Annotated in this window: 20 protein-coding genes and 1 pseudogene; 14 read left to right on the plus strand and 7 right to left on the minus strand. The window is 70.0% G+C overall.

Going from position 1 to position 25,513, the window contains the following annotated elements; all coding sequences use genetic code 11:
- Positions 1-88: 88 nt before the first annotated feature.
- The gene (gene lexA / locus ABTX78_RS03055) at positions 89-874 is read right to left on the minus strand and encodes a transcriptional repressor LexA (RefSeq protein ID WP_313943692.1); all 786 of its coding nucleotides are present in this window, start codon (positions 872-874) and stop codon (positions 89-91) included.
- A 610-nt stretch (positions 875-1,484) separates the two neighbouring features.
- Here lexA and nrdR point away from each other — a divergent pair.
- Together nrdR and ABTX78_RS03065 are read left to right on the plus strand one after the other, a co-directional pair.
- Positions 1,485-1,997 (plus strand): transcriptional regulator NrdR, encoded by a 513-nt coding sequence (nrdR, locus tag ABTX78_RS03060; RefSeq protein WP_352205487.1) that lies wholly within the window; start codon positions 1,485-1,487, stop codon positions 1,995-1,997.
- 165 nt (positions 1,998-2,162) lie between these two features.
- Positions 2,163-5,045 carry a vitamin B12-dependent ribonucleotide reductase gene (locus tag ABTX78_RS03065; protein ID WP_352205077.1) on the plus strand — a complete coding sequence of 961 codons (2,883 nt, stop codon included), beginning with the start codon at positions 2,163-2,165 and terminating at the stop codon, positions 5,043-5,045.
- Between the two features lie 94 nt (positions 5,046-5,139).
- Here ABTX78_RS03065 and ABTX78_RS03070 read toward each other — a convergent pair whose 3' ends face one another.
- The 3 genes from ABTX78_RS03070 to ABTX78_RS03080 are packed head-to-tail and all read right to left on the minus strand — an operon-like array spanning position 5,140 to position 7,405.
- Positions 5,140-5,844, minus strand: coding sequence for an RraA family protein (locus tag ABTX78_RS03070; protein WP_352205078.1), 705 nt, complete (start codon positions 5,842-5,844; stop codon positions 5,140-5,142).
- Between the two features lie 13 nt (positions 5,845-5,857).
- On the minus strand, positions 5,858-6,382 hold the full coding sequence (locus ABTX78_RS03075) for a TerD family protein (RefSeq protein ID WP_352205079.1): 525 nt from the start codon (positions 6,380-6,382) through the stop codon (positions 5,858-5,860).
- A 54-nt stretch (positions 6,383-6,436) separates the two neighbouring features.
- Entirely contained in the window at positions 6,437-7,405 is a 969-nt protein-coding gene (locus ABTX78_RS03080) for a DUF1152 domain-containing protein (RefSeq protein ID WP_352205080.1), read from the minus strand.
- A 241-nt stretch (positions 7,406-7,646) separates the two neighbouring features.
- On the opposite strand from ABTX78_RS03080, the gene ABTX78_RS03085 reads away from it, so the two are divergent.
- From ABTX78_RS03085 to ABTX78_RS03095, 3 genes are all read left to right on the plus strand, one after another.
- A complete protein-coding gene (locus ABTX78_RS03085) occupies positions 7,647-8,252 on the plus strand; it encodes a YdbC family protein (RefSeq protein WP_327679486.1) in 606 nt (201 codons plus the stop codon).
- Between the two features lie 116 nt (positions 8,253-8,368).
- Positions 8,369-9,028, plus strand: a complete 660-nt coding sequence (locus ABTX78_RS03090; RefSeq protein ID WP_313943685.1) for a histidine phosphatase family protein — start codon at positions 8,369-8,371, stop codon at positions 9,026-9,028.
- Between the two features lie 12 nt (positions 9,029-9,040).
- Positions 9,041-9,949, plus strand: a complete 909-nt coding sequence (locus ABTX78_RS03095) for an ADP-ribosylglycohydrolase family protein (protein ID WP_352205081.1) — start codon at positions 9,041-9,043, stop codon at positions 9,947-9,949.
- A gap of 159 nt (positions 9,950-10,108) precedes the next feature.
- Here ABTX78_RS03095 and ABTX78_RS03100 read toward each other — a convergent pair whose 3' ends face one another.
- Positions 10,109-11,662: an MFS transporter gene (locus ABTX78_RS03100; protein ID WP_352205082.1), complete on the minus strand. Its 1,554-nt coding sequence runs from the start codon at positions 11,660-11,662 to the stop codon at positions 10,109-10,111.
- Positions 11,663-11,780: 118 nt separating this feature from the next.
- Between ABTX78_RS03100 and ABTX78_RS03105 the strand changes: the two genes are divergently transcribed.
- The 3 genes from ABTX78_RS03105 (at position 11,781) to ABTX78_RS03115 (ending at position 13,903) form a co-directional block, all read left to right on the plus strand.
- Positions 11,781-12,407 carry a TetR/AcrR family transcriptional regulator gene (locus ABTX78_RS03105; RefSeq protein WP_352205488.1) on the plus strand — a complete coding sequence of 209 codons (627 nt, stop codon included), beginning with the start codon at positions 11,781-11,783 and terminating at the stop codon, positions 12,405-12,407.
- A gap of 94 nt (positions 12,408-12,501) precedes the next feature.
- The gene (gene rnhB, locus ABTX78_RS03110; protein WP_352205083.1) at positions 12,502-13,203 is read left to right on the plus strand and encodes a ribonuclease HII; all 702 of its coding nucleotides are present in this window, start codon (positions 12,502-12,504) and stop codon (positions 13,201-13,203) included.
- Between the two features lie 82 nt (positions 13,204-13,285).
- The gene (locus tag ABTX78_RS03115; protein WP_352205084.1) at positions 13,286-13,903 is read left to right on the plus strand and encodes a hypothetical protein; all 618 of its coding nucleotides are present in this window, start codon (positions 13,286-13,288) and stop codon (positions 13,901-13,903) included.
- Between the two features lie 359 nt (positions 13,904-14,262).
- On the opposite strand, the gene ABTX78_RS03120 is transcribed toward ABTX78_RS03115, so the two are convergent.
- Both ABTX78_RS03120 and ABTX78_RS03125 read right to left on the minus strand, forming a co-directional pair.
- Complete coding sequence (locus ABTX78_RS03120; RefSeq protein ID WP_352205085.1) at positions 14,263-14,892, minus strand: hypothetical protein; 630 nt, start codon at positions 14,890-14,892, stop codon at positions 14,263-14,265.
- A 217-nt stretch (positions 14,893-15,109) separates the two neighbouring features.
- Positions 15,110-17,290, minus strand: coding sequence for a RecQ family ATP-dependent DNA helicase (locus tag ABTX78_RS03125; RefSeq protein ID WP_352205086.1), 2,181 nt, complete (start codon positions 17,288-17,290; stop codon positions 15,110-15,112).
- 109 nt (positions 17,291-17,399) lie between these two features.
- Here ABTX78_RS03125 and ABTX78_RS03130 point away from each other — a divergent pair, with 109 nt between their 5' ends.
- From ABTX78_RS03130 to ABTX78_RS03150, 6 genes and pseudogenes are all read left to right on the plus strand, one after another.
- On the plus strand, positions 17,400-18,776 hold the full coding sequence (locus ABTX78_RS03130; protein WP_352205087.1) for a DUF4192 domain-containing protein: 1,377 nt from the start codon (positions 17,400-17,402) through the stop codon (positions 18,774-18,776).
- A 421-nt stretch (positions 18,777-19,197) separates the two neighbouring features.
- Positions 19,198-19,413: pseudogene (locus tag ABTX78_RS36100) on the plus strand (glycogen debranching N-terminal domain-containing protein); the annotation flags it as partial.
- Between the two features lies 1 nt (position 19,414).
- Positions 19,415-20,923, plus strand: coding sequence for an amylo-alpha-1,6-glucosidase (locus tag ABTX78_RS03135; RefSeq protein ID WP_502993746.1), 1,509 nt, complete (start codon positions 19,415-19,417; stop codon positions 20,921-20,923).
- Positions 20,924-21,020: 97 nt separating this feature from the next.
- A complete protein-coding gene (locus tag ABTX78_RS03140; RefSeq protein WP_352205088.1) occupies positions 21,021-21,785 on the plus strand; it encodes an NUDIX hydrolase in 765 nt (254 codons plus the stop codon).
- A 623-nt stretch (positions 21,786-22,408) separates the two neighbouring features.
- Positions 22,409-24,145, plus strand: coding sequence for an ATP-binding cassette domain-containing protein (locus tag ABTX78_RS03145; protein WP_352205089.1), 1,737 nt, complete (start codon positions 22,409-22,411; stop codon positions 24,143-24,145).
- A 159-nt stretch (positions 24,146-24,304) separates the two neighbouring features.
- Positions 24,305-25,192: a FadR/GntR family transcriptional regulator gene (locus ABTX78_RS03150; protein ID WP_352205090.1), complete on the plus strand. Its 888-nt coding sequence runs from the start codon at positions 24,305-24,307 to the stop codon at positions 25,190-25,192.
- The last annotated feature ends 321 nt before the right edge of the window (positions 25,193-25,513 follow it).

Below are 25,513 nucleotides of genomic sequence, written 5' to 3' on the forward strand. Positions count from 1 at the left end.
CGGTCGACATGCGGGGCCCTGCGGACATGGCAGGGCCCCGGGACCGGCGCAGTGGGTCCCGGGGCCCGGTCGGAGCCGGCGGGTGGTGTCACACCCGCCGCAGCACAGCCACCACCTTGCCGAGGATGGTCGCTTCGTCGCCGGGGATCGGCTGGTACGCCGCATTGTGCGGGAGCAGCCAGACATGGCCGTTCTCCCGCTTGAACCGCTTCACCGTGGCCTCGCCGTCGAGCATGGCTGCCACGATGTCGCCGTTCTCCGCGACGGGCTGTCGCCGCACGGTCACCCAGTCGCCGTCACAGATGGCGGCCTCGATCATCGAGTCACCGACGACCTTGAGGACGAACAGCTCGCCGTCACCGACCAGCTGCCGGGGGAGCGGGAAGACGTCCTCGACCGACTCCTCGGCCAGGATCGGGCCGCCGGCCGCGATCCGGCCGACCAGCGGGACGTACGACGCGGCGGGCTTGCCGCTGGTGTCCGTCGGCTGGGTGCTGGGCTGGTCGGAGCCGCGCACCTCGTAGGCCCGGGGCCTGTGGGGGTCCCGCCGCAGGAAGCCCTTGCGCTCGAGCGCCATCAGCTGATGGGCGACCGATGAGGTGCTGGACAGGCCGACGGCCTGGCCGATCTCGCGCATCGACGGTGGGTATCCCCGTCGCTGGACGGAGTCACGGATCACCTCGATGACACGCCGCTGCCGATCCGTGAGCCCGGAGCTGTCCGCCCTGATCCCTGGGGGCCGGCCGGGCAGCGAACGCGTCGGCTTGGGACCCTCCGGGGTCGTGGCTGCGTCATTCATGGCATGCACCGGCTCGAATCGGTTCTGGGAGCGGTCCTGGGCAGTGATGGTGGCACTGTCTGCGGTGGTGGTCACGTCGGCCCCTCTCGAATGGTCTCCCTAGCTGGACAACGGTAGTTGCTTTCGAAAGGTTGCGCCAAACACACGTTCGAGTGAAATATGGCAGATTAGCTGACGCAAGCACGCGGCTGGGTGTATGTGCGAACGATCGCCCAGTGAGCAATTCGGGCCATTACGGTAACCACCCGCCTCGCGGAACGGCAGGACGGTGCCCGCAGTCTTGCATCCGGGCCCCGGAAAGCGGTGGCGCCGCGCCTCTCGCGTACCCTCGTGGCCGGTCTTCCTGAGCGTCGCCGCACCGGACGCCGTGAGCGTCTTCGCGGCAGGGTTCGCCGCCCGCCAGGAGTCCTCGGTGCCGGGGCGTCACCGCCCGCCGGGAGCCCTCGGTGTCGGGGTGTCACCGCCCGTACGCCGTCCGCGATCCGTGCTCGCCACGCGACACGCTCCAGGAGCGAAAAAGGCGGCCCAACCCCAGATCTAGTGGTTGGATTGTGTCTGCCGCCCACAAGTTGTGGTCCCCGGTGCTCCAAGACCGTGGTCATCGCCTATGCTTGGGGCTGCTTCGAAAGGGCTTCGACCGCCTGTCGAGGCTATTCAGTCGTGCTGTGAAGGAGGGTTGGGAACCGTGCACTGCCCCTTCTGCAGGCACCCCGACAGTCGTGTCGTCGACAGTCGCACCACCGACGACGGGACGTCGATCCGGCGCCGTCGGCAGTGTCCCGACTGTTCCCGCCGCTTCACGACGGTGGAATCCGCCTCGCTGATGGTGATCAAGCGCAGCGGCGTGACCGAGCCCTTCAGTCGTAACAAGGTCATCTCCGGCGTGCGCAAGGCGTGCCAGGGGCGGCCGGTCACCGAGGACGCCCTCGCCCAGCTCGGCCAGCGGGTCGAGGAGGCGGTGCGTGCCACCGGAAGCGCCGAGCTGACCACCCACGACGTGGGTCTGGCCATACTCGGCCCCCTGCAGGAGCTCGACCTCGTCGCCTACCTGCGCTTCGCGTCCGTCTACCGGGCATTCGACTCACTCGAAGACTTCGAGGCGGCCATCGCGGAGCTCCGCGTGCAACGGCCGCCCGCTGAGGAAGGCGGCACGGGCGAGACCCTCGAGGTCCCCGTGCCCGCCACCGCCGCCGACTGAGTGACGCCGGCCGCGGCGGTCGGACCCCCGACCGCCCGCCGACCACAGTCAGGCGGCACCAGAACCTGCCACGGCGCCCTGCGGCGTTCGCGGCATCGGACAAGAACTGTGCCTCGGGAAGATCTGGGCACATCAGGGCGTTTTTGCCCATGTATGGGAGGCGGCATGACAGAGACGACGAGCGGCCCGGCACGAGGATCCCGCGCCAAGGGGTCCAAGGCGAGCAAGGGTCTGCGCATCGAGCGAATCCACACCACCCCCGGAGTGCATCCGTACGACGAGGTGGTCTGGGAGCGCCGTGACGTCGTCATGACCAACTGGCGCGACGGCTCGGTCAACTTCGAGCAGCGGGGCGTCGAGTTTCCCGACTTCTGGTCGGTCAACGCGGTCAACATCGTCACCAGCAAGTACTTCCGCGGGGCCGTCGGCACCCCGCAGCGCGAAACCGGTCTGCGACAGCTGATCGACCGGATCGTGAAGACCTACCGGAAGGCCGGTGAGGACTACAACTACTTCGCCTCTCCCGCCGACGCCGAGATCTTCGAGCACGAGCTGGCGTACGCCCTCCTGCACCAGATCTTCAGCTTCAACTCGCCGGTGTGGTTCAACGTCGGCACGCCTCAGCCGCAGCAGGTCTCTGCCTGCTTCATCCTGTCCGTCGACGACTCCATGGAGTCGATCCTCGACTGGTACAAGGAAGAGGGAATGATCTTCAAGGGTGGCTCGGGCGCCGGCCTGAACCTCTCCCGGATCCGTTCCTCCAAGGAACTGCTGTCCTCCGGCGGCAACGCCTCCGGTCCGGTCTCCTTCATGCGCGGTGCGGACGCGTCTGCAGGAACGATCAAGTCGGGCGGCGCCACCCGCCGCGCGGCCAAGATGGTCATCCTCGACGTCGACCACCCCGACATCGAGAACTTCATCGAGACCAAGGTGAAGGAAGAGGAGAAGATCCGCGCCCTGCGTGACGCGGGCTTCGACATGGACCTGGGCGGCGACGACATCACGTCCGTCCAGTACCAGAACGCCAACAACTCGGTGCGGGTGAACGACGCGTTCATGCGGGCCGTCGAGGCCGGTGACAAGTTCGGTCTGCGCGCCCGGATGACAGGGGACGTCATCGAGGAGGTCGACGCCAAGTCGCTCTTCCGCAAGATGGCCGAGGCGGCCTGGGCCTGCGCCGACCCGGGCATCCAGTACGACGACACCATCAACAACTGGCACACCTGCCCGGAGTCCGGCCGTATCAACGGCTCGAACCCGTGCAGCGAGTACATGCACCTGGACAACACCTCGTGCAACCTCGCCTCGCTGAACCTGATGAAGTTCCTCAAGGACGACGACAAGGGCAACCAGTCCTTCGACGTCGAGCGCTTCGCCAAGGTCGTCGAGCTGGTCATCACCGCGATGGACATCTCCATCTGTTTCGCGGACTTCCCGACGCAGAAGATCGGCGAGAACACGCGCGCCTACCGCCAGCTCGGCATCGGCTACGCCAACCTCGGCGCCCTGCTGATGGCGACGGGTCACGCGTACGACTCCGACGGTGGCCGCGCGCTCGCCGGCGCCATCACCTCGCTGATGACCGGTACTTCGTACCGGCGCTCCGCCGAACTCGCCGCGGTCGTCGGCCCGTACGACGGCTACGCCCGCAACGCCGCCCCGCATCAGCGCGTCATGAAGCAGCACGCCGACGCCAACACCGCGGCCGTCCGCATGGACGACCTGGACTCGCCGATCTGGGCCGCCGCGACGGAGGCCTGGCAGGACGTCGTCCGCCTCGGTGAGAAGAACGGCTTCCGCAACGCGCAGGCCTCGGTCATCGCGCCCACCGGCACCATCGGTCTGGCGATGTCCTGCGACACCACGGGCCTCGAGCCCGACCTCGCCCTGGTCAAGTTCAAGAAGCTCGTCGGCGGCGGCTCGATGCAGATCGTCAACGGCACCGTCCCGCAGGCCCTGCGCCGCCTGGGCTACCAGGAGGAGCAGATCGAGGCGATCGTCGCCCACATCGCCGACCACGGCAATGTGATCGACGCCCCCGGCCTCAAGACCGAGCACTACGAGGTCTTCGACTGCGCCATGGGCGAGCGTTCCATCTCCGCGATGGGACACGTCCGCATGATGGCGGCCATCCAGCCGTGGATCTCCGGCGCCCTCTCCAAGACGGTCAACCTGCCGGAGACCGCCACCGTCGAGGACGTCGAAGAGGTCTACTTCGAGGCGTGGAAGATGGGCGTCAAGGCGCTCGCGATCTACCGCGACAACTGCAAGGTCGGCCAGCCGCTCTCCGCCAAGACCAAGGACAAGGAGAAGGCCGAGGTCACCGCGAAGGCGGAGGAGACGATCCGGACCGCGGTCGAGAAGGTCGTCGAGTACCGCCCGGTTCGCAAGCGCCTCCCGAAGGGCCGTCCCGGCATCACCACCTCGTTCACGGTGGGCGGCGCCGAGGGCTACATGACCGCCAACTCCTACCCGGACGACGGTCTGGGCGAGGTCTTCCTGAAGATGTCCAAGCAGGGTTCGACCCTCGCGGGCATGATGGACGCCTTCTCCATCGCCGTCTCGGTCGGTCTGCAGTACGGCGTCCCGCTGGAGACGTACGTCTCGAAGTTCACCAACATGCGCTTCGAGCCGGCCGGTATGACGGACGACCCGGACGTGCGGATGGCGCAGTCGATCGTCGACTACATCTTCCGCCGCCTGGCGCTCGACTTCCTGCCCTTCGAGACCCGCTCGGCGCTCGGCATCCACTCGGCCGACGAGCGTCAGCGTCACCTCGAGACCGGGTCGTACGAGCCGACCGACGAGGAGCTGGACGTCGAGGGCCTGGCCCAGTCCGCTCCGCGGCAGCAGGAACTGAAGGCGGTCGCCACTCCTGAGGCGGCCATCCCGGCCCCGCAGCAGGCGCACACCTCGGCGGAGCTGGTGGAGATGCAGCTGGGCATCAGCGCCGACGCGCCGCTGTGCTTCTCCTGCGGGACGAAGATGCAGCGGGCGGGCTCCTGCTACATCTGCGAGGGCTGCGGCTCGACGAGCGGCTGCAGCTGATCGCGGGCACCCATCGAGGGTGAACCACCCTGTCGGGGCGGGGAGTCGGATTCTTCCGGCTCCCCGCCCCGCGGTTTGATCCCGGGGGCGGGGGTTACTCCTCCATCGCCCCGCCCACGGCGCGCAGATGGTCGCGGAAGGTCAGGGAGGGCGTCTGCTCCCGCGCGGTCAGAAAGGCCCCGAACCGGACCTGGCTGCGCAGTGACTCACCCGCACGGACGCGTTCCGCCTGGCGGCGCTCCGTGTCCCGGATCGTCTCCGCGAGAGTGAACAGCTCATCGGCACGCGCCGCGGGGATGAACACGACGCCGTCCTCGTCGCCCAGCACCAGATCCGCACGGTCCACCGTCCACTCGCCGACCGTGGCCGACTCCAGGGCGTTTTCCGGCCGGGCATCGAGACTCAGCGGGCCCGTCGGGACGGCTCCCAGACTGAAGACCGGGAGGCCGATCTCCCGGATGTCGGCCGTATCGCGGTGAAGGCCCCAGATCACCATGCCGTCCAGACCCGCGTCCAGCGCCTCCAGGGCCACGAGGTCACCGACGCACGCCTCGTCCGTACGGCCCTGGTTGTCGACCACGAGCACGTCACCGGGCCGCGCCCCTTCGAACGCCTCGAGGAAGATGTCGACGCTGCCCACATGCCGCGCGGGCACGGCCCGCCCGGCCAGCCGGCTGCCCGGCACCACGGCGCGCATGGCTGCCGGTGCGCAGCGCACCGGCAGCCCGGCGCGGATGCAGGCGTCCGCGAGGTGGGCCGTCGTCAGCGTCGCGAAACGCTTCCGAAGTTCTTGATCCATCCGGGCCGTCCTCTCAGTCGCTGCCCATCAGCGAGATGAAGTCCTGCGGCTCGGTGTTGTACCCCCGCATGACCTCACGGAACTGCCACTCGCCCGTATCACCGCGGACGAACTCCGCGACGACGGCCGCTGTGGCCGTCGGGAGATTCGAGAAGTCGTTCTGCCCGAGCTCGGTATGGCCCTCGGCGACCTTCACCACGGTGTTCGCCACATCGCCGAACACCCGGCGACCGTCACGCTGCTGTATGACCACACCCACCAGGACACGTCCGTACGTGGGCGCCAGCCGGTCGAACTCCAGCGTCATGACCTCGTCGGACCCGAAGCCCTGCCCCGTCTTGCTGTCCCGGGTCAGAGTGATGGTGCCGTCGGGTGACCGGCTGTCGAAGTGCACGACGTACGCCGGTTCACCACGGGGGGCTTCCGCGGTATAGGTCGCTGCGACTATGTCCAGGTCGTGGGGCGCCTCGCCCAGGGGACTCGGATCCCATCGGAGGGACACCTCGACCTTGCTGACACCCTTGCTGAGGCTGCTCACCAGATTGCCCTTCCCGTAACTGTCGGGATTTCACGGTCGGTTGACGTTATCGGCTCAGTGCGGGATGCGGCGAGGCGGTCGCTGCCGGACGATCTCCTCGCGGAACGCCTCGATCGCGCTGCTGACCTGGCGTATGAGATGTGTGTGCTCGATACGGCCCAGGTAGAGGCAGCGCCGGGCCAGTCCGGCCAGCTCGAAGGCGAAGCAGAGGGACATCAGAGGGTTGATGAAGAGTTCGCTGCCCCGGGTGCGGGTGGTGAACTGGACGTTGCCGAAATCGCCCCGGACCGCGGCGGCGATGGAGCCGTTGACGATGCTCGGGTGATCCGCGGTGTGCGCCTGAGCATGGGCCACGGCGTCCAGGAAGAGCGCACCTTCAACGGTGGTGCGCGGCACCGAGAAGGCGCCGAGGTATGCACCGTCGGCGTCCAGCGCGGCGATGTTCTCCAGCACCAGGCCGTGGCTCACCCCGTGGTGGGCGTCGACGCCGAAACCGAGGGAGACGACCACCCGCTCCGGCGCGAGCTCCTTCGGGATTCCGTGGAGCGCGGCCACACTCGTCAGATCCTCTTCCGGGGTACCGAGCCCCGATTCGTCGCCGCGCATCAGGATGTCCGTGCCGCCGTCCACCAGGACCACGGCATCGATGTCGTACTGCTCCAGGAGGGCGGTGTACGCGGCCCGCAACGGCTGGACTCCCACGCGGGCGAAGGCGTGGACCGTGCTCGGACAGCCGTGGAGGTCGAGCCACTGGGCAAGGGTGCGCTCGGGGAAGTAGGTCTGGTGAAGCGATGTCGTCGGGGTGACGACCGCGACGTCGGGTGCGAGCCAGGCGTCCGTCGGCAGACCTTCGAGGGCGCTGAACGACAGATTCGCGAGGTGGACCTCTTTGCCCTGGTGACGCAGGGACAGTGCCACCGGCAGGCCGGCGTACACGTCGAACCCGCCGCCCGCGCCCGCGACGAGGACGCGCTCGGCCGACTCCAGCCGGGCGAACAGAGGATTGGTGTGCAACGCCGTCATGACGATCATTGTGCAGCGTGGGTCCGACAGTGCGGCCGGCTTTTCCGGGGAGGGGCGGGGCCCCCCTCCCGCCTCCGAGCGGCACACGGCCCGGAACTGATCATTCCCGAGGGTCGGTCTGCCCCGGATCGACTCCGTCGGGTGCGAGATCGAACCGGCGGCCGGGGCATGTGTCGGTCCGGAAGGAGTGCACTCCTCGGGAGAGTGACCGGCGCCACGTTCCGAGCCGTACGATGGCGCGGTGCTGGTCAAGTGGATTCGCTGCACCGTGGTGGACCGTCGTGGGTTCGAGCGGGGACAGCGGAAGTGGGCGGGGCTGCTGGGTGAGCCGGGATTCCGGGGACAGGGTGGTGGGTGGAGCAAGGGGCGACCGCATGTGGCCCATGTGTTCGCCTTCTGGGAGAGCCGGGCGTTCTACGACTCGTTCATGGCGCGCTCCCACGACCGGCTGGCGTCCGGCCAGTCCGGCACGTACAAGGACAGCCAGGCCAAGCTGTTCGACCACCGCTTCGATGTGAAGACCGGCTTCGAGCCGCGGTTCACCGGGGCCGATGTGGTGCGGGTCGCGCACTGCAAGGTCCGCGAGGACCGGGTCGAGCACTACGCGCTCATGCAGGAGAAGGTGTGGAACCCGGCCATGGCGGGCTCGCCCGGCATGGTCCGGGGGTTGTTCGGCGAGGCTCCCGAGAACGAGTTCCTGGTGATGTCGATGTGGCAGTCGGCCGCCGAGCACGGGAAGTACCGCAGAGAGCGGGTGGAGAGGCTGCTCCTGCGGGCACAGACCGAGGCAGATGTGGCCGCACTCAGCGGTGATGTCGTCCAGCTCGAACCGTCCTGGACCGTCTGACGGACTCCGGCCGACGGGGCGGCGGGCCCCTGATGTGCCACACCTCACGGGCCCGATCGGCCACCCGGAACCTGTCCCGTCGCTCAGCAGGCCCCAGGGCGATCTAGGGTCGAGACATGGCAAGACCGCAACGCATCGTCCTCGTCCGACACGGTGAGTCGGAAGGGAACGCCGACGACACCGTGTACGAGCGCGAGCCCGACCATGCGCTGGGGCTGACCAGCAAGGGCTGGGCCCAGTCCGAGGAGACGGGCCGCCGGGTGCGTGAGCTGTTCGGCCGCGAGCAGGTGAGCGTCTACGTCTCCCCCTACCGCCGCACGCACCAGACCTTCCGCGCCTTCGACCTCGATCCCGAACTTGTCCGGGTCCGCGAGGAGCCGCGCCTGCGGGAGCAGGACTGGGGAAACTGGCAGGACAGGGACGACGTGCGGCTCCAGAAGGCCTATCGGGACGCCTATGGGCACTTCTTCTACCGCTTCGCACAGGGCGAGTCCGGAGCGGACGTGTACGACCGGGTCGGCGCCTTCCTGGAGAGCCTCCACCGGAGTTTCGAGTCGCCCGACCACCCGCCGAACGTGCTCCTCGTGACGCACGGACTGACCATGCGGCTCTTCTGCATGCGCTGGTTCCACTGGACGGTCGCGGACTTCGAGTCGCTGGCCAACCCCTGCAACGGGGACATGCGGGTGCTGGAGCTCGGCGAGGACGGCCGCTACGCCCTTGACCGGCCGTTCGAGCGCTGGCGCACCCCGGAGCCGTACGGCGTCACCGGATAGAGTGGCAGGAAGATGACCGCTGACTCCTCTCGTGACCGGCGCTTCGCACGCGCCCTGGACAGCCTGCGCGGACTGTCCGTGGGAGACGCTCTTGGCTCCCAGTACTTCGTACCGTCGAACTACCCGCTGCTGAAGCGGCGCGAGGTGCCCTCGGGCACCTGGCAGTGGACCGACGACACCGAGATGGCCTCCTCGGTGCTCGCCGTGCTCGCGCATCACGGCCGCATCGACCAGGACGCGCTGGCCGGCTCCTTCGCCGAGCACCATGACTTCGACCGTGGGTACGGCCCCGCCGTCAACCGCATGCTCCGGCTGATCCGAGAAGGCGGCGACTGGCGAGAACTGGCCACAGGGCTGTTCCAGGGCCAGGGTTCGTGGGGAAATGGATCCGCGATGCGGATCGCGCCCCTCGGCGCCTGGTACGCGGACGACCCGGAGCAGGCCACGCACCAGGCCGAGATCTCCTCGTACACCACGCACCAGCACCGTGAGGCTGTGGTCGGCGCCATGGCTGTGGCGGCGGCAGCAGCGATCGCAGCGAATCCGGCGGGACCGCCCCAGCCCACGGATCTGCTCGACGGCGTCATCGCGCTCGTGCCGCGCAGTGCGGTGGGGGCGGGGTTGCGACGGGCGCGGGACATGCTCGACTACAACGACGCCGGGACCGTCGCCGCGGTCCTGGGCAGCGGCCGGCGCACGAGCGCGCACGACACCGTGCCGTTCGCACTCTGGTCGGCCGCTCGGTCGCTCGATGACTTCGAGCGGACGTTCTGGACGACCGCGCAGGTGGGGGGCGATGTGGACACCACGTGCGCCATCGCCTGCGGGGTGGTTGCCGCGGGGAAGGCCGGACAGCCGCCGGCCGCGTGGCTGGAGCGCACGGAGACGCTGCCGGATTGGCTTCCGGCAGCGGCTCGCTGAGGCTCTGCCGCTGATCGTCGAGTTGCTCCGCGTGAGAGGCGGTCTCGGCCTGTTCGGGTTCTGTCGCTCATGCCGCTCACGGGGCCTTGCTACGAGCCGCGTCGGCGGCAGGGGCGTGTGCGGGCCGCGTCGATCGCCGGCGCGGCCCGCACTCCGGCGCTACGCGGCGTGCCCTCCCGGGCCCGCTGTCCCACCGAGCGCATCCAAGTCACTCTTGCGGACCCGAAGGACGAACAGTGCGATCAGCGCCGCCAGTCCGACCAGGCCGACACCTGCCCAGAACGAGGTCGCGATGCCCTCGGCGAGTACCTGGTGCCCCCAAGGCGGCGGCAATTCGTGCGTCTTCTCGAAGACGGCCTTCTGCGCCGGAGTGGACTCTGCGAGGAACGACGGCAGCTGTCGCTCGGCCTCGTCGCGGCTGGCGGTGCTGAAGATGGTCATGAGGATCGACAGTCCCAGCGAACCGCCCACCATCTGGGTGGCGTTGAGCAGACTGGAGGCCGCGCCCGACTCGTGCTGCGAGACACCGGAGACCGCCGTGAGCGTCGCGGTCACGAAGACCAGGCCCATGCCGAAACCGAAGAGCAGCATCGGTCCCAGCACGCCGCCCAGATAGGAGCTCTCGGGTGAGAGCGCGGTGAGCCACGCCATCCCGCTTCCCGTGAACAGCGCCCCGGCCACCAGGAACGGCTTGGGGCCGAGCACGGGGAGCAGCTTCGACGAGAGCCCGGCCGCCGTCACGATCATGACGGTGACCGGCAGGAACGCGAGACCGGAGGTGATGGGGCTGTAGTCCAGCACGTTCTGCACGAACAGGACGATGAAGAAGAACATGCCGAACATGGCCGCAGCGAGGCTCATCATGATCAGATACGTGCCCGAGCGGTTGCGGTCGGCGAACATACGCAGCGGAGTGATCGGTTCGCGTGCCTTGCGTTCGATCATGACGAAGGCGGTGAGCAGGATGATCGCCGCGGCGAAGGCGCCGAGCGTGAGACCGTCGCTCCAGCCGTCCTCGGAGGCCCTGATGAATCCGTAGACCAAGGACGCCATGCCCATGGTCGAGGTGAGCGCACCCGTGACATCGAAGCGCCCGGAGTGCCGGTCGGACTCGTTGATGAACATCGGCGCGAGTACGGCGATGAGGATGCCGATCGGCAGGTTGACGTAGAACACCCAGCGCCAGTCGAGCCACTCGGTGAGCATGCCGCCGGCGAGCAGACCGATGGCCGCGCCGCTGGCCGAGACGGCCGCGAAGATGCCGAACGCGCGGTTGCGCTCCGGGCCTTCGCGGAACGTGGTGGTGATGAGTGCGAGCGCGGTGGGCGAGGCGATCGCGCCGCCGACTCCCTGGAGTGCACGCGCGGCGAGCATCTGCCACGCTTCCTGCGCGACGCCGCACAGCAGCGAGGCGAAGGTGAACAGCAGCACGCCGAAGATGAAGACCCTTCGGCGGCCGAGTATGTCGCCCGCCCTGCCGCCGAGCAGCAGCAGCCCGCCGAAGGTGAGTGTGTAGGCGTTGACCACCCAGGACAGCTGGGTCGTGGTGAACTCGAGTGTCCCCTGGATGTGGGGGAGCGCGATATTCACAATCGTGGTGTCGAGGACCACCATGAGCTGGAGGGCGGCGATGACAGTGAGGGCAATCCCGGGACGTCCTGGTCGGCGCGCTGCCCCGGGCGTGCTGGGAGCTGCTAGTTCGGAAGTTGTCACTGGTGTCCCCCCACAAGTGCGTTAGTGAACGTGTTCGTTCACTGTTGTCAACCGTAGAGAGTCCCCATCAGTGAACGCAAGCGTTCACTGAACTCCAGTCCCCAACGGAGAGAAGATGATGGCCAATTCGCGCTGGACGGTCGCTGCCGAGACATCCCCGGTCTCGCTGCGCCGTCGAGGGCAGGTGTTGGAACGCGCGATCCTCGATGCCGCGCTGGACCAGCTGAGTACGGTCGGCTGGAGCGGACTCACCATGGAAGGTGTGGCCGCCGGTGCTCAGACCGGGAAGGCGGCCGTCTATCGGCGCTGGCCCTCGAAGGAGGACCTCGTCGCCGATGCCCTGCAGGCCGCCCTGCCCCAGCTGGTCGAGGCCGATGATCACGGAAGCATCCGCGAGGACCTCTTCCAGCTGTGCCGGCGTGTGCGCGACGCGATGTACTCGCGGTCCGGCTTCGCGCTCCGCTCAGTGCTTCACGAGTGCGACTCTGCGGCTGCCGAGCGATTCCTCGCAGTGATCGTCCGCCAGGTGATCGAACCGTCCACCCAGCTCTTCCGTGACGTCGTAAGCCGCGGAATGGTTCGGGGAGACGTCCGCCCCGATGCCGCTCACGACCTCGTCATCGACGTGATTCCGGGCTTGATGATGTACCGCTCCAAGGTGCGCGGAAGCGAATGGCCAGACGGAGAAATCGCCGAAATGATCGACCAGGTGATGGTGCCGCTGCTCCGTCCGCACAAGGACTGAGTGACTCTCCGGACGAGGCTGTCCGGCGCAGCCGAACCGTGACGGGAATCCGGTTGTTCCGGGCGGGGCCGGTCGGCGTAGGCTTGCTGGCGCCATGCCGTACGAACCACCCACCCACACAGTCGAGCGCTCGATCCGAGCGACCACCGGCGCCAAGATCATTGCCGGTGTCGACGAGGTCGGACGAGGGGCCTGGGCCGGTCCCGTCACGGTATGCGCCGCGATCACCGGACTGCGCCGGCCTCCCGTCGGGCTCACCGACTCCAAACTGCTGAGCCAGAAGCGCCGCGAGGAGCTGGCGGTCCAGCTGGAGAAGTGGGTCACGGCCCACTCACTGGGGCATGCCTCGCCGGAGGAGATCGACGAGCTCGGCATGACCGCGGCCCTCCGTCTGGCGGCCACCCGCGCGTTGGACGCTCTGCCGGTACGTCCGGACGCGGTCATCCTCGACGGTAAGCACGACTACCTCGGGGATCCGTGGCGCGTCCGTACGGTCATCAAGGGAGACCAGTCGTGCGTCGCGGTCGCCGCGGCCTCGGTGCTCGCCAAGGTGCGCAGGGACGCGATGATGGCTGAACTGCAGGGCGACTTCCTCGACTTCGCCTTCGCCGACAACGCCGGGTACCCCTCGCCCGTCCACAAGGCCGCTCTCAGGGAGCTCGGCCCCACGCCGTACCACCGGCTCTCCTGGGCGTATCTCGACGCGCTGCCCGCATGGCGGCACCTGAAGAAGATTCGACTCTCTCCGGAGGCGGCAGAACTGGAGAGTGGGGGCCAGCTCGGCTTCGAATTCTGAACCAGCCCTGCCGGCAGGGCAGTCGTACTCATGTGCCCACCCGCCTATGCCGTTCGAACCGGCATTTGATAGACATCCACCCATGCCTCTCATTCCCGAGGAGCCTCAGATTCACGAGAGCGCCCAGGGTCCCCGCGCTACACCGGCCGCCGGCCGCACCGCGCCGACCCCCCGTCCCGTACCCGGTCCGCGTTCCATGGCCTCGCCGCGTCCCGGACATCCGGGCCCGGGTTCCACCCGGCCCGCGCCGACGCCGCGTACGCACGCCTCCACCGGACAGCCGCAGGCCACCCGGTCGGAGAACCGTTCCCAGCCGCAGATCCAGTTGATCCCCGCCCCCGCGGACGGCGCACTCGACGCCGCCGAGGAGGCGATCGACCTCCTGCTCGACACAGGCAGGGCACCGGGCGACGTCCTGGTGCTCACCACGGGCGAACAGCACCCGTGGGCCGCACATGAGCTGTCCTTCGGCGAAGCCACCTATTGGGCACAGCACGACGCCGGCGACGACGTGTTCTACGCCGCCGCCACCGCAGTGGGCCGGGCCTCCACCCGTCCCGTGGTGGTCGTCGCACTCAACGGTGGTACCGACGAGGAAGCCGCCACGGCGCTCCCCGCCGCGATGGCCAAGGCAGGTGCTCTGCTCATCGTGTGCGGTGACCCGAAGCGGATCAACACCGCACTCGGTGCGGCTGCCTGACCGCGAGCCCCACCGGAACCTCCCGGTGTGCCGTTGTCCGGCTGCCCTGACAAAGGCGGCCGGACAAGGGCGAGGCACAGAGGGCCCTTCGGTGTGCGTGTCGCCCGGTGACGGAGCCGCGGCGCGCATCCGCGCGATGCCATGAGTCCCTGTCAGTCGGTGGGTCACCCGGTGAGTTGACGGGGTACGTCGTCGTACGTGGGCCCGGTCGACGGGCAGATGCGTGGCAGGACGCCGGGCCGGACCTGTCCCGCATCGGGTCATGGCCCAAGTCGTCGCAGCTTCGTGCGGCAGCCCGGGGCCCGCCGCTGATCAGCCGCCGTGGCCGCCGCCGACTCGCGCGCCGGCAGTTCAGGACTTCAGCGAGCGGCCGTGCGGCGCAGGACGTCCACCGCGCCACTGGCGGTACGCAGCTCCAAGGGCTCGCCGACCGCCGCCATCTCCGCCAGATCACCCGGGGCCGACGTGGAGCTCGGCCGGCGGCCACCCCGCCCCTCGCCCAGGACCTGCCAACCGCCTCGGGTCAGCGTGATGTACGCACCACAGCGCAGCCCGTGGAGGGTGCAGGCGTCCCGCAGCCCCCACATCCATGCACCGTCCTCCTCCGTCCACCGCTCGTCGCCCTCCCGGCAGTAGAGCAGCACGGCTGTCCGCACCGGCGTACGACGGCGAAGGTCGTGCGGGATGACCCGGCGCAGATGGGCCAGCAGGACGTTCCGGAACTCCCAGCCGTCGACCGGCGCGGAGCGTCGTGCGAACGAGGCACTGGCGGCGAGCCGTTCCTCATGGTCGAGGACGGCAACGACCGCCGTCGCCGGCGCCGGACTGTGCCGGGCGTGGAGACCGCTGACCACCTCTCGCGGATTGCGCAGCAACGGGATTCCCGCTGCCGCCCACTCGGCAGGTTCGAGCAGCCTGGCGAGGCGGTTGGTGGAACTGCCCGAGCTGGTGATCGAAGTGGCTGCGGACGAAGCGAATCCGAAGGTCACGAAACTCCCTTCGCATACGCGCCCACAGTGCGGGCAGGATCGGGTGAAGGCGCACCGCGGCACGGCTCTTCCGGACCGCGAACGGGCCGTGCGGGGAGCGTTCCAATTCTCGCTGGCGCGTCGGCATGCGGCAACGAGCAATTTGACGCCACCGGCGGGATTCGGCGGGTATGACGCAGATATCCCTGCCCATCAACAGGTTCATTGACCCCTGTGGTCACGCCTGGACTGCAAGGACCAGCGGGAACACGCCCTTGGCGCCTGCCCTGCGCAGCAGCCGCGACGCCACAGCCAGGGTCCAGCCGCTGTCCGAAAGATCATCGATCAGCAGCACGGGCCCGTCGGCCGCCGCCAGCGTTCCGGCCAGCTCGGCCGACACAGTGAACGCCTCATGCAGTGCCCGGACCCGCTGAGCGCTGTTCGTACGCGAGATACGGGTGTCCGCTGCCTCGGGTGCGTACTCGACGGAGCCCAGCAGCGGCATCCGGCCGACATCGGCAATCCTGGCACCGAGGGATCCGACCAGCTGGGGCTTGCTGCGCGATGCGACGGTCACGATGCCGACCGGACGCGCCGGTGCGTCCGGCGCACCCGATGCCCAGCCGCCGGGACCCTTCGCCCAGTCGGCCAGGACCGTCACCACCGCGTTCACCACGTCGTCCGTCACCGGCGCGTCCGCCGCCTGCGCGGTCAGCATCGGCCGCAGACGGTTACCCCAGCCGATGTCGGAGAGCCTGCCCAGCGCCCGACCGGTGAAGGCCTGCTCGCCCTCCGGAATCCGGCCCTTGAGATTGACGCCCACCGCGGACAGGCCGGTCGGCCACATCTTGCGGGGATCGAGCTCGACACCGGGCCTGCTCAACTCTCCGCGAGCGGCGTCCAGCGCCGTTTCGGAGACCTTGTCGCTGAACCGGCCCCCCGCGCAGTTGTCACAGCGGCCGCACGGAACCGCTTCCTCGTCGTCCAGCTGCCGACGCAGAAACTCCATCCTGCAACCTGTCGACCGCGCGTACTCCCGCATCGCCTGCTGCTCGGCGTCCCTCTGCCGGGCCACCCACGCATAGCGGTCGGCGTCGTACTGCCAGGGCCTGCCCGTGGCCGTCCAGCCGCCCTTCACACGGCGCACGGCGCCGTCCACGTCGAGGACCTTGAGCATGGTCTCAAGCCTGGTACGCCTCAGCTCCACCAACGGCTCCAGCGCCGGCAGCGAAAGCGGCCTGTCCGCCTGCGCCAGCACATCGAGAGTGCGCCGCACCAGCTCCTCCGGCGGGAAGGCGACCGACGCGAAGTACTCCCAGATCGCCTCGTCCTCCTTGCCCGGCAGCAGCAGCACCTCCGCGTGCTTCACTCCTCGCCCCGCACGGCCCACCTGCTGGTAGTAGGCGATGGGCGACGACGGCGAGCCCAGATGGACCACGAAACCGAGGTCGGGCTTGTCGAATCCCATCCCCAGCGCGGATGTGGCCACCAGCGCCTTGACGCGGTTGGCGAGGAGATCCTCCTCGGCCTGCTGGCGATCCGCGTTCTCCGTGCGACCCGTGTACGAGGCCACCGTGTGCCCGCACTGGCGCAGATACGCCGTGACTTCCTCGGCCGCCGCGACCGTGAGGGTGTAGATGATTCCTGACCCCGGGAGCTCGCCGAGATGATCGGCCAGCCACGCAAGGCGGGTTGCGGCATCGGGAAGCTGGAGCACGCTCAGGCTGAGACTCTCCCGATCCAGCGGACCCCGCACCACGAGGGCGTCCGTCCCCGCGCCCGTGCCCAGCTGTTCCGCCACGTCCGCGGTCACCCGGGCATTGGCCGTCGCGGTGGTCGCCAGTACCGGCACCCCGGCCGGCAACTCCGCCAGCATCGTCCGCAGCCGCCGGTAGTCGGGGCGGAAGTCGTGGCCCCAGTCCGAGATGCAGTGGGCCTCGTCCACCACCAGGAGGCCGGTGGCGGCGGCGAGCTTGGGCAGGACCTGGTCGCGGAAGTCCGGGTTGTTCAGCCGCTCGGGGCTGACCAGCAGCACATCGACCTCACCCGCGGCCACCTCCTCCTGGACGGTGTCCCACTCCTCCGTGTTGGACGAGTTGATCGTCCGGGCGCGGATGCCCGCCCGAGCCGCTGCGTCGACCTGGTTGCGCATGAGCGCGAGCAGCGGAGAGACAATCACAGTCGGGCCGCTGCCCTGCCCGCGCAGCAGCGCCGTCGCGACGAAGTACACCGCCGACTTGCCCCAGCCGGTCCGCTGTACCACCAGGGCCCGGCGCTTGTCGGCGACGAGCGCCTCGATCGCCCGCCACTGGTCTTCGCGCAGCCGGGCCCTGCCCGAACCGTCCGAGACGAGGCGGGCGAGCACGGCGTCGGCCGAGGCCCTGAGGTCCGCGGAATCCGCGAGGTCTGCGTTGGTCATGACCCCATGCAACCCGATGGCACCGACAAAGCGCGAATGAGCCGCCAGCCTGTGGATAACGTTATCCACAGGGGTCGCGGACGGTGATCTCCCGCGAGACCGTCATGCCATGAACAAGCACCACGAACCCGTCCACCGCACCGACGACCAGCAGATCACCCTGCGTGGCCCCGCCGAACTCGCCGACGCCCTTCCGTACATGATGGGTTTTCACCCGACCGACTCCATCGTGATCGTCGCGCTCCACGGCAGCCGCGGCCGCTTCGGAGGCCGGGTGAGGCTCGGCATTCCACGATCGCAGCGTGAATGGTCACCCGTGGCCCAGCAGCTCGCGGAATGCCTGATCGAAGGGAGCGAGCGGCGGGGGTCGCGTCCCGACGGCTTTGTCGTCTACCTCTGCCAGGACCCGGCAGAAGGCGAGACGAGCCGAAGCGTGATGGAGCGGCTGCGTCCGCTCGCCCAGCGTCTGCGGACCGCCTGCGGTTCCCTCGACGTGCCCGTCTACGAGGCGCTGTGCATCTCAGACGGACGTTTCTGGTCCTACTGCTGCCCCGACGAACGCTGCTGTCCGCCGGAAGGAAAAGGGCTCGCCATCCCCGGCACGTCGGTGATGGCGGCCGCCGCGGCCTACGCCGGGGTCCACGTGCGCGGATCACTGCGGGAGATGGAGTCGCGGCTCGCGCCCACGACGGCTCCGTCGGCCGAGGCCCAGGCGAGAGCGCTCGACAGGGCAGGAGCGGCACTCGTGCCGAGGATTCTCGACGAACTGGGTCGCAAGCAGGTGGCCGCTGAGACGCTCACCCTGGCCCGCACCCTCATGGCACGCATCGCCGAGACACCCTGGACCTCCAGCAGGTCACAGGCGGACGCCACCGATGACGCACTCCTCAGCCACGACGAAGCCGCCATCATGATTCTCGGACTACAAGACCGCGAGACCCGGGACCGCGCAGCGGAATGGATGGAAGGACCGGAGGCAGATTCCGCCCTGCGTCTCTGGCGGGCCCTGTGCCGACGATGCGTCGCTCCCTATGCGGAGCACGCCACAGCACCCCTCACCCTCGCGGGCTGGGTCGCGTGGTCCACCGGGGACGAACCCGGTGCCCGCGTCGCCCTCGGGCTGGCCCTGCGCCTCGACGACCAGTACGTCTTCGCCCGCCTCCTTCACCAGGCCTGCAACGAGGGCCTGGATCCGGAGACCCTGCGCAATTGCCTCCGCAAGGAGCGCACTGCACGAGAGGGGCTCCAGAACGCCGCCGACGGCGAAAGCCGGCGTATCCACGAGACCCCCGACCAGCCGCAGACACGCGACCCGGCGTGGAGGCGCGGCCGACCGCGCACCCGGCAGGCCCGGGCTCCGATCGGCGCTCGGCCCCGCTTGTCCGCGAAGACGGCCTCCCCGTCGACCCATCCCCGCAAGGCAGCAGGGCAGCGCAGCCCGGACAGCCGGCGCGACGGCCGCCAGGACACGCGGAGCGAGCCATGACAACCGTGACCCGTATGCCTGTGCAGCCGTTCACCGTCGTGGCGGGGTCGTGCGACCCGTGCCCTCGTACACGCAGCGGCTGTCCGGAGCCTACGGAAGGCACATCACAACACTCATGGCATTCACCGCCCCGCGCTCGTCCCGCCCCCCACAGTCGACACAGGCCACCGGACCGGTACCGGGGGCGGGGACGCGGTGGCCCTCCGACCTGCCACCGGTGCACCGCGCGCTCATCTGCGTCTCCTTGCCCTGCCTGGCCGTCTCTCCCACGGACGGACAGCTCACCGGACGGGGCCTCGAAGGCGTCTACCGGTCCGGACGCCGGCTCCTTTCCCGGTCCCGGCTCCGGGTCGCCTAACGAGAACCCGTCGTGGTGCAGAGCCAACTGGTCGCCGCGGACCGCGCAACATTCGTCGCCAGTGTGCGAGCACCGTCCGGCACGGGTCCCGACCCCGACGTGTCCGTCGAGCGTTCACGCGACGCCGATGGCACCGAACGCATCACCCTCTGCAGCTTCGCCCCAGGGCCCATCAGGCTCCCCGTCGAGATCGCGCTCGGCACCGATCTCGCCGACCTGGGGCGCGATCGCGGCGGGACGCCCCGGTCCCGAACTCCCGCCCAGCGTCCACGACACGGGCATGCGATGGACCACCGGCACGGGCGCGTACGCACTCGTCACCGCCGAGCCGGCCCCGAACGACGCCCTCGCCTCAGCGGGGGTGCTGCGCTGGGACGTGGACCTGGCCCCCGGTACCCCCAGCACCATCGAGGTCCGCGTCCACGGCGAACGCCCCGCCCGCCCATCCGGACACACCGGCAGCCACCTTCTGCCCGAGGCGCGTGCCGAGGGCGACGATCCGCGCCTGCCCGCCCTGCTCGCGACCGGTCTGGCCGACCTCACGGCGCTGCTTCAGCGGGACCCTCAGGGGTCCGGGGACATGTATCCGGCCGCCGGTGTGCCGTGGCGCTGCGGGCCGGCACCCGCCGAGGCGCTCTGGGCCGCCCGGATGGCGCTCCCGCTCTCCACCCGGCTCGCGGGAGCCACCCTGCGCGTCCTCGCCCGCACACAAGTGACCGCGCAGGGGCGGGACTTCGGGCTCATCCCCGGACCGATCAGGGACTCCGGACCGCATCTGCCGCCGAGCTGCACGGGGATCGAGGCGACGCTCGCCTTCCCGGCTGTGCTCGCCGAGGCCTGGCGCTGGGGGATGCCCGAACAGGAACTGGCCGGGCTGCTGCCGGTCGCGGAGCGCTGCCTCGCCTGGCTCCGGCAGGCCGCAGGGGACGAAGGATTTCTGGCCGAGCCCGGCCCCTCCGGGCTGCAGCGTGCCGAGACCCAGGCGCACGCACACCGGGCCGCGCTGCTCGGCGCCGACCTCATGGCGGCCTGCGCCCGCCCGGGAGCCGACGCCTGGCGCGAATGGGCAGGGGCGTTGCGCAGACGATTTCGGGAGGACTTCTGGATCGACGACCGACAGGGTGGCCGTCCGGCGGCCGGCCGTCACCGGGACGGGCAGCTCGTGCCGCACCTGGGCGGAGGAGCGGCGCACCTCCTCGACACCGGACTGCTGGGCGGCGGCCGGCACGCACCCGGCCTCCTCGACAAGGTGCAGACCGAGCAGCTGGCCAGGCTGCTCGGCAGTCCCGCTCTGGATTCCGGCTGGGGGCTGCGAAGCCTGGGGGAGAAGGAACCGGGGCACAACCCGTTCGGGCACCGCGCCGGGGCCGTACGGGTGTACGAGACCACCGTCGCGGTGGCCGGACTGGCCACTGCCGGATACGAGAAGGAGGCGGTGTCGCTGCTGCGGGGTCTGCTCGACGCCGCAGAGTCCTTCGACTACCGGCTGCCCGAGATGTACGCGGGGCTGCAGCGTTCGGGACGGGGTCGGCCCGTGCCGCATCCGGCCGCCTGCAGGCCGGCGGCGGTGGCGGCCGCGTCGGGGATCCAGCTCCTGACGACGCTGGCCGGCATCCGCCCCGATGCTCCGGCCCGGACGGTGGCCGTGCGCCCGGTGCGTTGTGCTCCGCTCGGTGCGGTCGGGATCTCCGGGCTGAGCGTGGCAGGTGAGCTCTTCGCCGTACGGGTCAGCAGGCTGGGTGTCGGCATGGTCGAGGAGGCAGCGCGGGGCCTCCAGCTGGGGGTGTGAGGGGGTGGGCGGGGTGGGTGGGGGGAGGGGGGAAGAAAGCACCCCCCTCCCCGACGAAACGAGTGTTTATCGTCAGGCAGACGACTATGATCACGGCATGCCTCCCTACGACCCGTCGGCCTACCCCCCGTTTGCTGTCACCGTCGATCTGGTCGTGCTCACCGTGCGTCGGCATGCGCTCTGCGCACTGGTCGTTCGCCGCGGGGAGCCGCCGTTCCAGGGCCGGTGGGCGCTGCCCGGTGGCTTTGTCCGCGGGGACGAGGATCTGTCGGCGGCCGCGGCGCGTGAGCTCTCCGAGGAGACCGGCCTGTGTGTCCACGACCCCCTCTCGCCGGCCCCCGGTAACGGGGCGCACCTCGAGCAGCTCGCCACCTATGGCGATCCGAAGCGGGACCCACGGATGAGGGTCGTCAGCGTCGCTCATCTCGTGCTGGCTCCCGATCTGCCCGCTCCACGGGCCGGCGGCGACGCGAACAGTGCGCGGTGGGCGCCGGTCGAGGACCTTCTCGGCCAGGAGAGCGGGTTCGCGCGCGAGGGGGAGTCGGCGGCTCCGCTGGCGTTCGACCACGCGCGGATTCTGGCGGACGGGGTGGAGCGGGCGCGGTCCAAGATCGAGTACTCGTCACTGGCCACAGCCTTCTGTCCGCCCGAGTTCACCGTCGGTGAGCTGCGGAGGGTGTACGAGGCGGTGTGGGGTGTCGCTCTGGACCCGAGAAACTTCCATCGCAAGGTGACCGGCACGCCGGGGTTCCTGGTCCCGGCGGGCGGTACGACCACCCGTCAGGGCGGCCGGCCCGCGCAACTCTTCCGGGCGGGCGGAGCCACTGTGCTGAACCCCCCGATGCTGCGACCGGAAGTCTGACACCGAGGCGTCGCGCCCGAGCCCTGCGCCAAGGGCCAGGGGGCGCCCGCCCACGCCCCTGCCCCGGTCTGAGCCCTGCTCCGGTACCTCCCCTCCCGCACCTCTGGGCCCGCCCCGCCGCCAGGCACGCCGCCTGGGCCGACCCACCCCTCCCGCGCCCCTGGGCCCCCTGCTCCCCGGTTTGAGCCCCGTCCGGTACATCCCGTCCCGAAGCGCCCGCCCCTCCCGCGCCTCTGGGGCCCGCCCTGCCCCCGGCACCCTGCCCTGCGCCTACCCCGCCCCACCCGCGCCCCTGGGGCCCGCGCACCCCGGTCTGAGCCCCGCTCCGACACCCCCGTCCCGAACGCCCGCCCCTCCCTCCCCTCCCGTACCTCCCGGACCCGCCCCGCCGCCTGGCACCTTGCTCCCTCCGCCCCCTCCCGACACCCCCCCTCCCGACCCGCCCGCCTTTCGCCGCACCCCCGCCGCCGTCCCTACCCCCACCGTCCCGCGCCCCGCGCTGTCTGACACCCGCCGAGCCAACTCGCCACCCTGCGCAAAAAGTCCAAAATGTCGCGTTATCTTGCTGCGGTAGCCCACGCCCACGCCGCCGAGCGGTCCACCGCTCCTCCGCGAGAGAACAGATGCTCCAGGCCATCGGACTGACCAGCGCCCACCGGCGGGATCTCCCGCCCGCTGTCGACGACCTCACCTTCGAGGCGCGGCCCGGCCAGGTCACGGCCCTCCTCGGGGCGGACGGTTCCGGCAAGTCGACCGCGCTGCGCCTGATGCTCGAACTCGAACCGGGCCGCGGCATCACCTACTTCCGCGGCAACCCCCTGCACCGCATCGCCCACCCCGCCCGCGAGGTCGGCGTGCTCCTCGGCGATGTGCCCGGCCATCCCGCGCGCACCGCCCGGGGCCAGCTCCGTATGCTCTGCGCCGCCGCCGGCGTGCCGGTGGCCCGCGCCGACGAGATGCTCGACGTCGTCGGGCTCGCGGGCCTCGGAGCGCAGCAGCTCGGCACCCTCTCGCGCGGCATGGACCGCAGACTCGGCCTCGCCTCCGCCCTGTTGGGCGACCCGCAGACCCTCATCCTCGACGAACCCGGCAAGGGCCTCGCCCCGCGCGAGACGGGGTGGCTGTACGCGCTGCTGCGCGAGCACGCCGAACACGGCGGAACCGTGCTCTGCACGACGAGCGACCCCAGGGAGGCGGCCCGCCTCGCGGATCATGTCGTCACCATCGACGCCGGGCGGCTCGTCGGCGACCAGGACGCCCGCGAGTTCTCACGCACGCGGCTGCGCCCTCGGGTCGCCGTCCGCACCCCCCACACGGCGCGCCTCGCCGCCGTCGTGCAGCGCGAGGCGCGGGCAGCCCAGCGGTCGGTCGAAGTGGTGACCGAGGCCGGCAACCGGCTCTCCGTCTACGGCAGCAGCTGCGCCGAGATCGGTGAAACGGCTTTCCGGCACGGCGTACTCGTACACCGGCTCACCGACGAGATCGGCGACACGGGTCTCGTGTCCCCGGCCGGCGAGGACACCGATACCGCGGCAGGAGCGCGGCCCACGCAGCCCGCCGGGGGTCCTCCGCCGCTGCCCCGTCCCGCCACCAGCCCTGTCAGGCCGCTGCGTTACGAACTCCTGCGGCTCCTCGGCGTGCGTACTCCGGTCGTCATCCTCGCCGTGGTCCTTCTCGTCTCCCTCGCCGTCTGCATCCTGCTCGCCCGGTCCCGGACCATGCCGCTGCCGGTCGTGCTCGCCGCCTGGCCGCCGTTCTTCCCGCTGCCGCCCGCGGCCTTCGGTGCCGGCCTGATCGGGGCCCTGTCCTTCGGTGAGGAGTTCCGGCACCCCGCGCTCGCCGCCGCCCGCGGCACCGTTCCGCGCCGACTCGGGTTGCTGACCGCCAAACTCACGGTCACCGCCGCTGCCGCCCTGCTGCTGGCGCTCGTCGTCGTGGTGGCCGACGCCCAGGCTCTGCGCGTCGTGTACGGGAGCGACGCGACCGACCTGCCGAGGAACTGGGCCGCTCTGGCGGCCGGTTGGGGTGGCCTCTCGGTCGGCTGCGCCTGGGCCGGTCTGCTGGCCGCGGGAGTCTTCCGCGTCACGGCCGCCGGCGTTGCCGCCGTGCTCGCCGTGCCGATCATCATTGCCCCGCTGGTGCAGAAGGCGATCATCGGACCGTCCGTGCGTTCGATTGCCGGAATCTCCGGGAGACTTCGCGAACTGACCTGGGTACGGCTTCCCCGGCAGGCCGACGAGCTGCTCGTGGCCGGGGTGCGTGTTCTCGCCCAACCCGTCGGAGCCGCACTGGTCTTGTCATTGTCGGTCCTGATCTGCGCATATATGGTCACCGGCCTTCGCCGTAGGGCACCATGGTGATCATGGGCGACCACGGAACGGTCTTCTGCCCACAACTCCTTAGAGTGCGCCCGTTTCCGTCCGATAAGGCGTCAATTGCGAGGCGGGCGCCGATCACCCTTTCGTGTGCTTTTCACCAAAGACCTCAAGGGCCGCCGGAGCCTCGCCGACAAAGGATGCGTGAGTACCCTTGCGCACACCATGATGACCGCCGCCCGCCCCGCCGATTCGGGCCTCGCAGGACCGGGCGAACTCGACCGCTACCCCTACCCGGAGTCCCCGGGTGTCGACCGTGTCGGCCCGCCCTCCTGGGAGGGTTCGGAAACGGAGTTGGGCCGGGTCGGCCGCCGCGCGGCAGGAAACCGGGGCCGCGGGCTGCACGGCCAACTCGTGCAGCAGCTCGGCCAGATGATTGTTTCCGGGGATCTGGGTGCCGACCGCCCGCTCGTCCCCGAGGAGATCGGCCAGCGTTTCGAGGTCTCCCGCACCGTCGTCCGTGAGTCGCTGCGCGTCCTTGAGGCCAAGGGTCTCGTCAGCGCCCGGCCCAATGTCGGCACCCGGGTCCGGCCCGTCAGCGACTGGAATCTTCTGGACGCCGACATCATCGAGTGGCGCGCCTTCGGACCGCAGCGTGACGATCAGCGTCGCGAGCTCTCCGAGCTGCGCTGGACCATCGAGCCCCTCGCCGCCCGTCTCGCCGCCGGCCACGGCCGTGCGGACATCCAGCAGCGACTCTCCGACATGGTCGAGATCATGGGCCATGCCCTTGCCCAGGGTGACGGCATCACGTTCTCGCGGGCCGACAACGAATTCCATGCCCTGCTCATCCAGCTCGCCGGGAACCGCATGCTGGAGCACCTCTCCGGCATCGTCTCGGCCGCCCTCCAGGTCTCCGGCGGCCCGGTCACGGGCTGTGACCGTCCGAACGAGGCCTCACTGGCCCACCACGGCCGTATCGTCGAGGCACTCGCGGCCGGGGACGCGCCCGGCGCCGAGTCCGCCATGCGTCAACTGTTGACGGTTCACCCAGAGGTGGAGCGCGTCGTGCCCGCCCCCCGCGAACACTGATCCGGTCCCGGCCGGAACGCAGAGGCGTACGCACCGTGTGTCGCCGGATTCCACGGGGGTCCGGCGGCACGATTGCGTGGGGAACGACTGTTCTGGTCGTTTCGCGAAGATTGGGGTGTGACTCGGGCCACGCGGATTGGGCGTAACACTCCTCGAAACAGTGCGATGACCTAAGAGGTGACAGCCGAGGAGGGAATACAGCAGTCGTTCACGGCGCTGTGCAGTTCCAAGGCTCCGCCCGCGCCACCGGCACATCCGCAGCCAGGTGGTCGTCGGCTCCGGCCCGATCATGGGCGGGGCCGGAAGCCGTTTCCATCGTTC

This window comes from Streptomyces sp. NPDC096193 (assembly GCF_040302905.1).
Lineage (GTDB): Bacteria > Actinomycetota > Actinomycetes > Streptomycetales > Streptomycetaceae > Streptomyces.

What these genes read in the sequence shown, in the direction of transcription:
- ABTX78_RS03065 (WP_352205077.1), top strand. Translation starts at nt 2,163, where the DNA reads ATGACAGAGACGACGAGCGGCCCGGCACGAGGATCCCGCGCCAAGGGG.
- ABTX78_RS03070 (WP_352205078.1), bottom strand. Translation starts at nt 5,844, where the DNA reads ATGGATCAAGAACTTCGGAAGCGTTTCGCGACGCTGACGACGGCCCAC.
- ABTX78_RS03080 (WP_352205080.1), bottom strand. Translation starts at nt 7,405, where the DNA reads ATGACGGCGTTGCACACCAATCCTCTGTTCGCCCGGCTGGAGTCGGCC.
- ABTX78_RS03090 (WP_313943685.1), top strand. Translation starts at nt 8,369, where the DNA reads ATGGCAAGACCGCAACGCATCGTCCTCGTCCGACACGGTGAGTCGGAA.
- ABTX78_RS03095 (WP_352205081.1), top strand. Translation starts at nt 9,041, where the DNA reads ATGACCGCTGACTCCTCTCGTGACCGGCGCTTCGCACGCGCCCTGGAC.
- ABTX78_RS03105 (WP_352205488.1), top strand. Translation starts at nt 11,781, where the DNA reads ATGGCCAATTCGCGCTGGACGGTCGCTGCCGAGACATCCCCGGTCTCG.
- rnhB (WP_352205083.1), top strand. Translation starts at nt 12,502, where the DNA reads ATGCCGTACGAACCACCCACCCACACAGTCGAGCGCTCGATCCGAGCG.
- ABTX78_RS03115 (WP_352205084.1), top strand. Translation starts at nt 13,286, where the DNA reads ATGCCTCTCATTCCCGAGGAGCCTCAGATTCACGAGAGCGCCCAGGGT.
- ABTX78_RS03125 (WP_352205086.1), bottom strand. Translation starts at nt 17,290, where the DNA reads ATGACCAACGCAGACCTCGCGGATTCCGCGGACCTCAGGGCCTCGGCC.
- ABTX78_RS03130 (WP_352205087.1), top strand. Translation starts at nt 17,400, where the DNA reads ATGAACAAGCACCACGAACCCGTCCACCGCACCGACGACCAGCAGATC.
- ABTX78_RS03135 (WP_502993746.1), top strand. Translation starts at nt 19,415, where the DNA reads ATGCGATGGACCACCGGCACGGGCGCGTACGCACTCGTCACCGCCGAG.
- ABTX78_RS03140 (WP_352205088.1), top strand. Translation starts at nt 21,021, where the DNA reads ATGCCTCCCTACGACCCGTCGGCCTACCCCCCGTTTGCTGTCACCGTC.
- ABTX78_RS03145 (WP_352205089.1), top strand. Translation starts at nt 22,409, where the DNA reads ATGCTCCAGGCCATCGGACTGACCAGCGCCCACCGGCGGGATCTCCCG.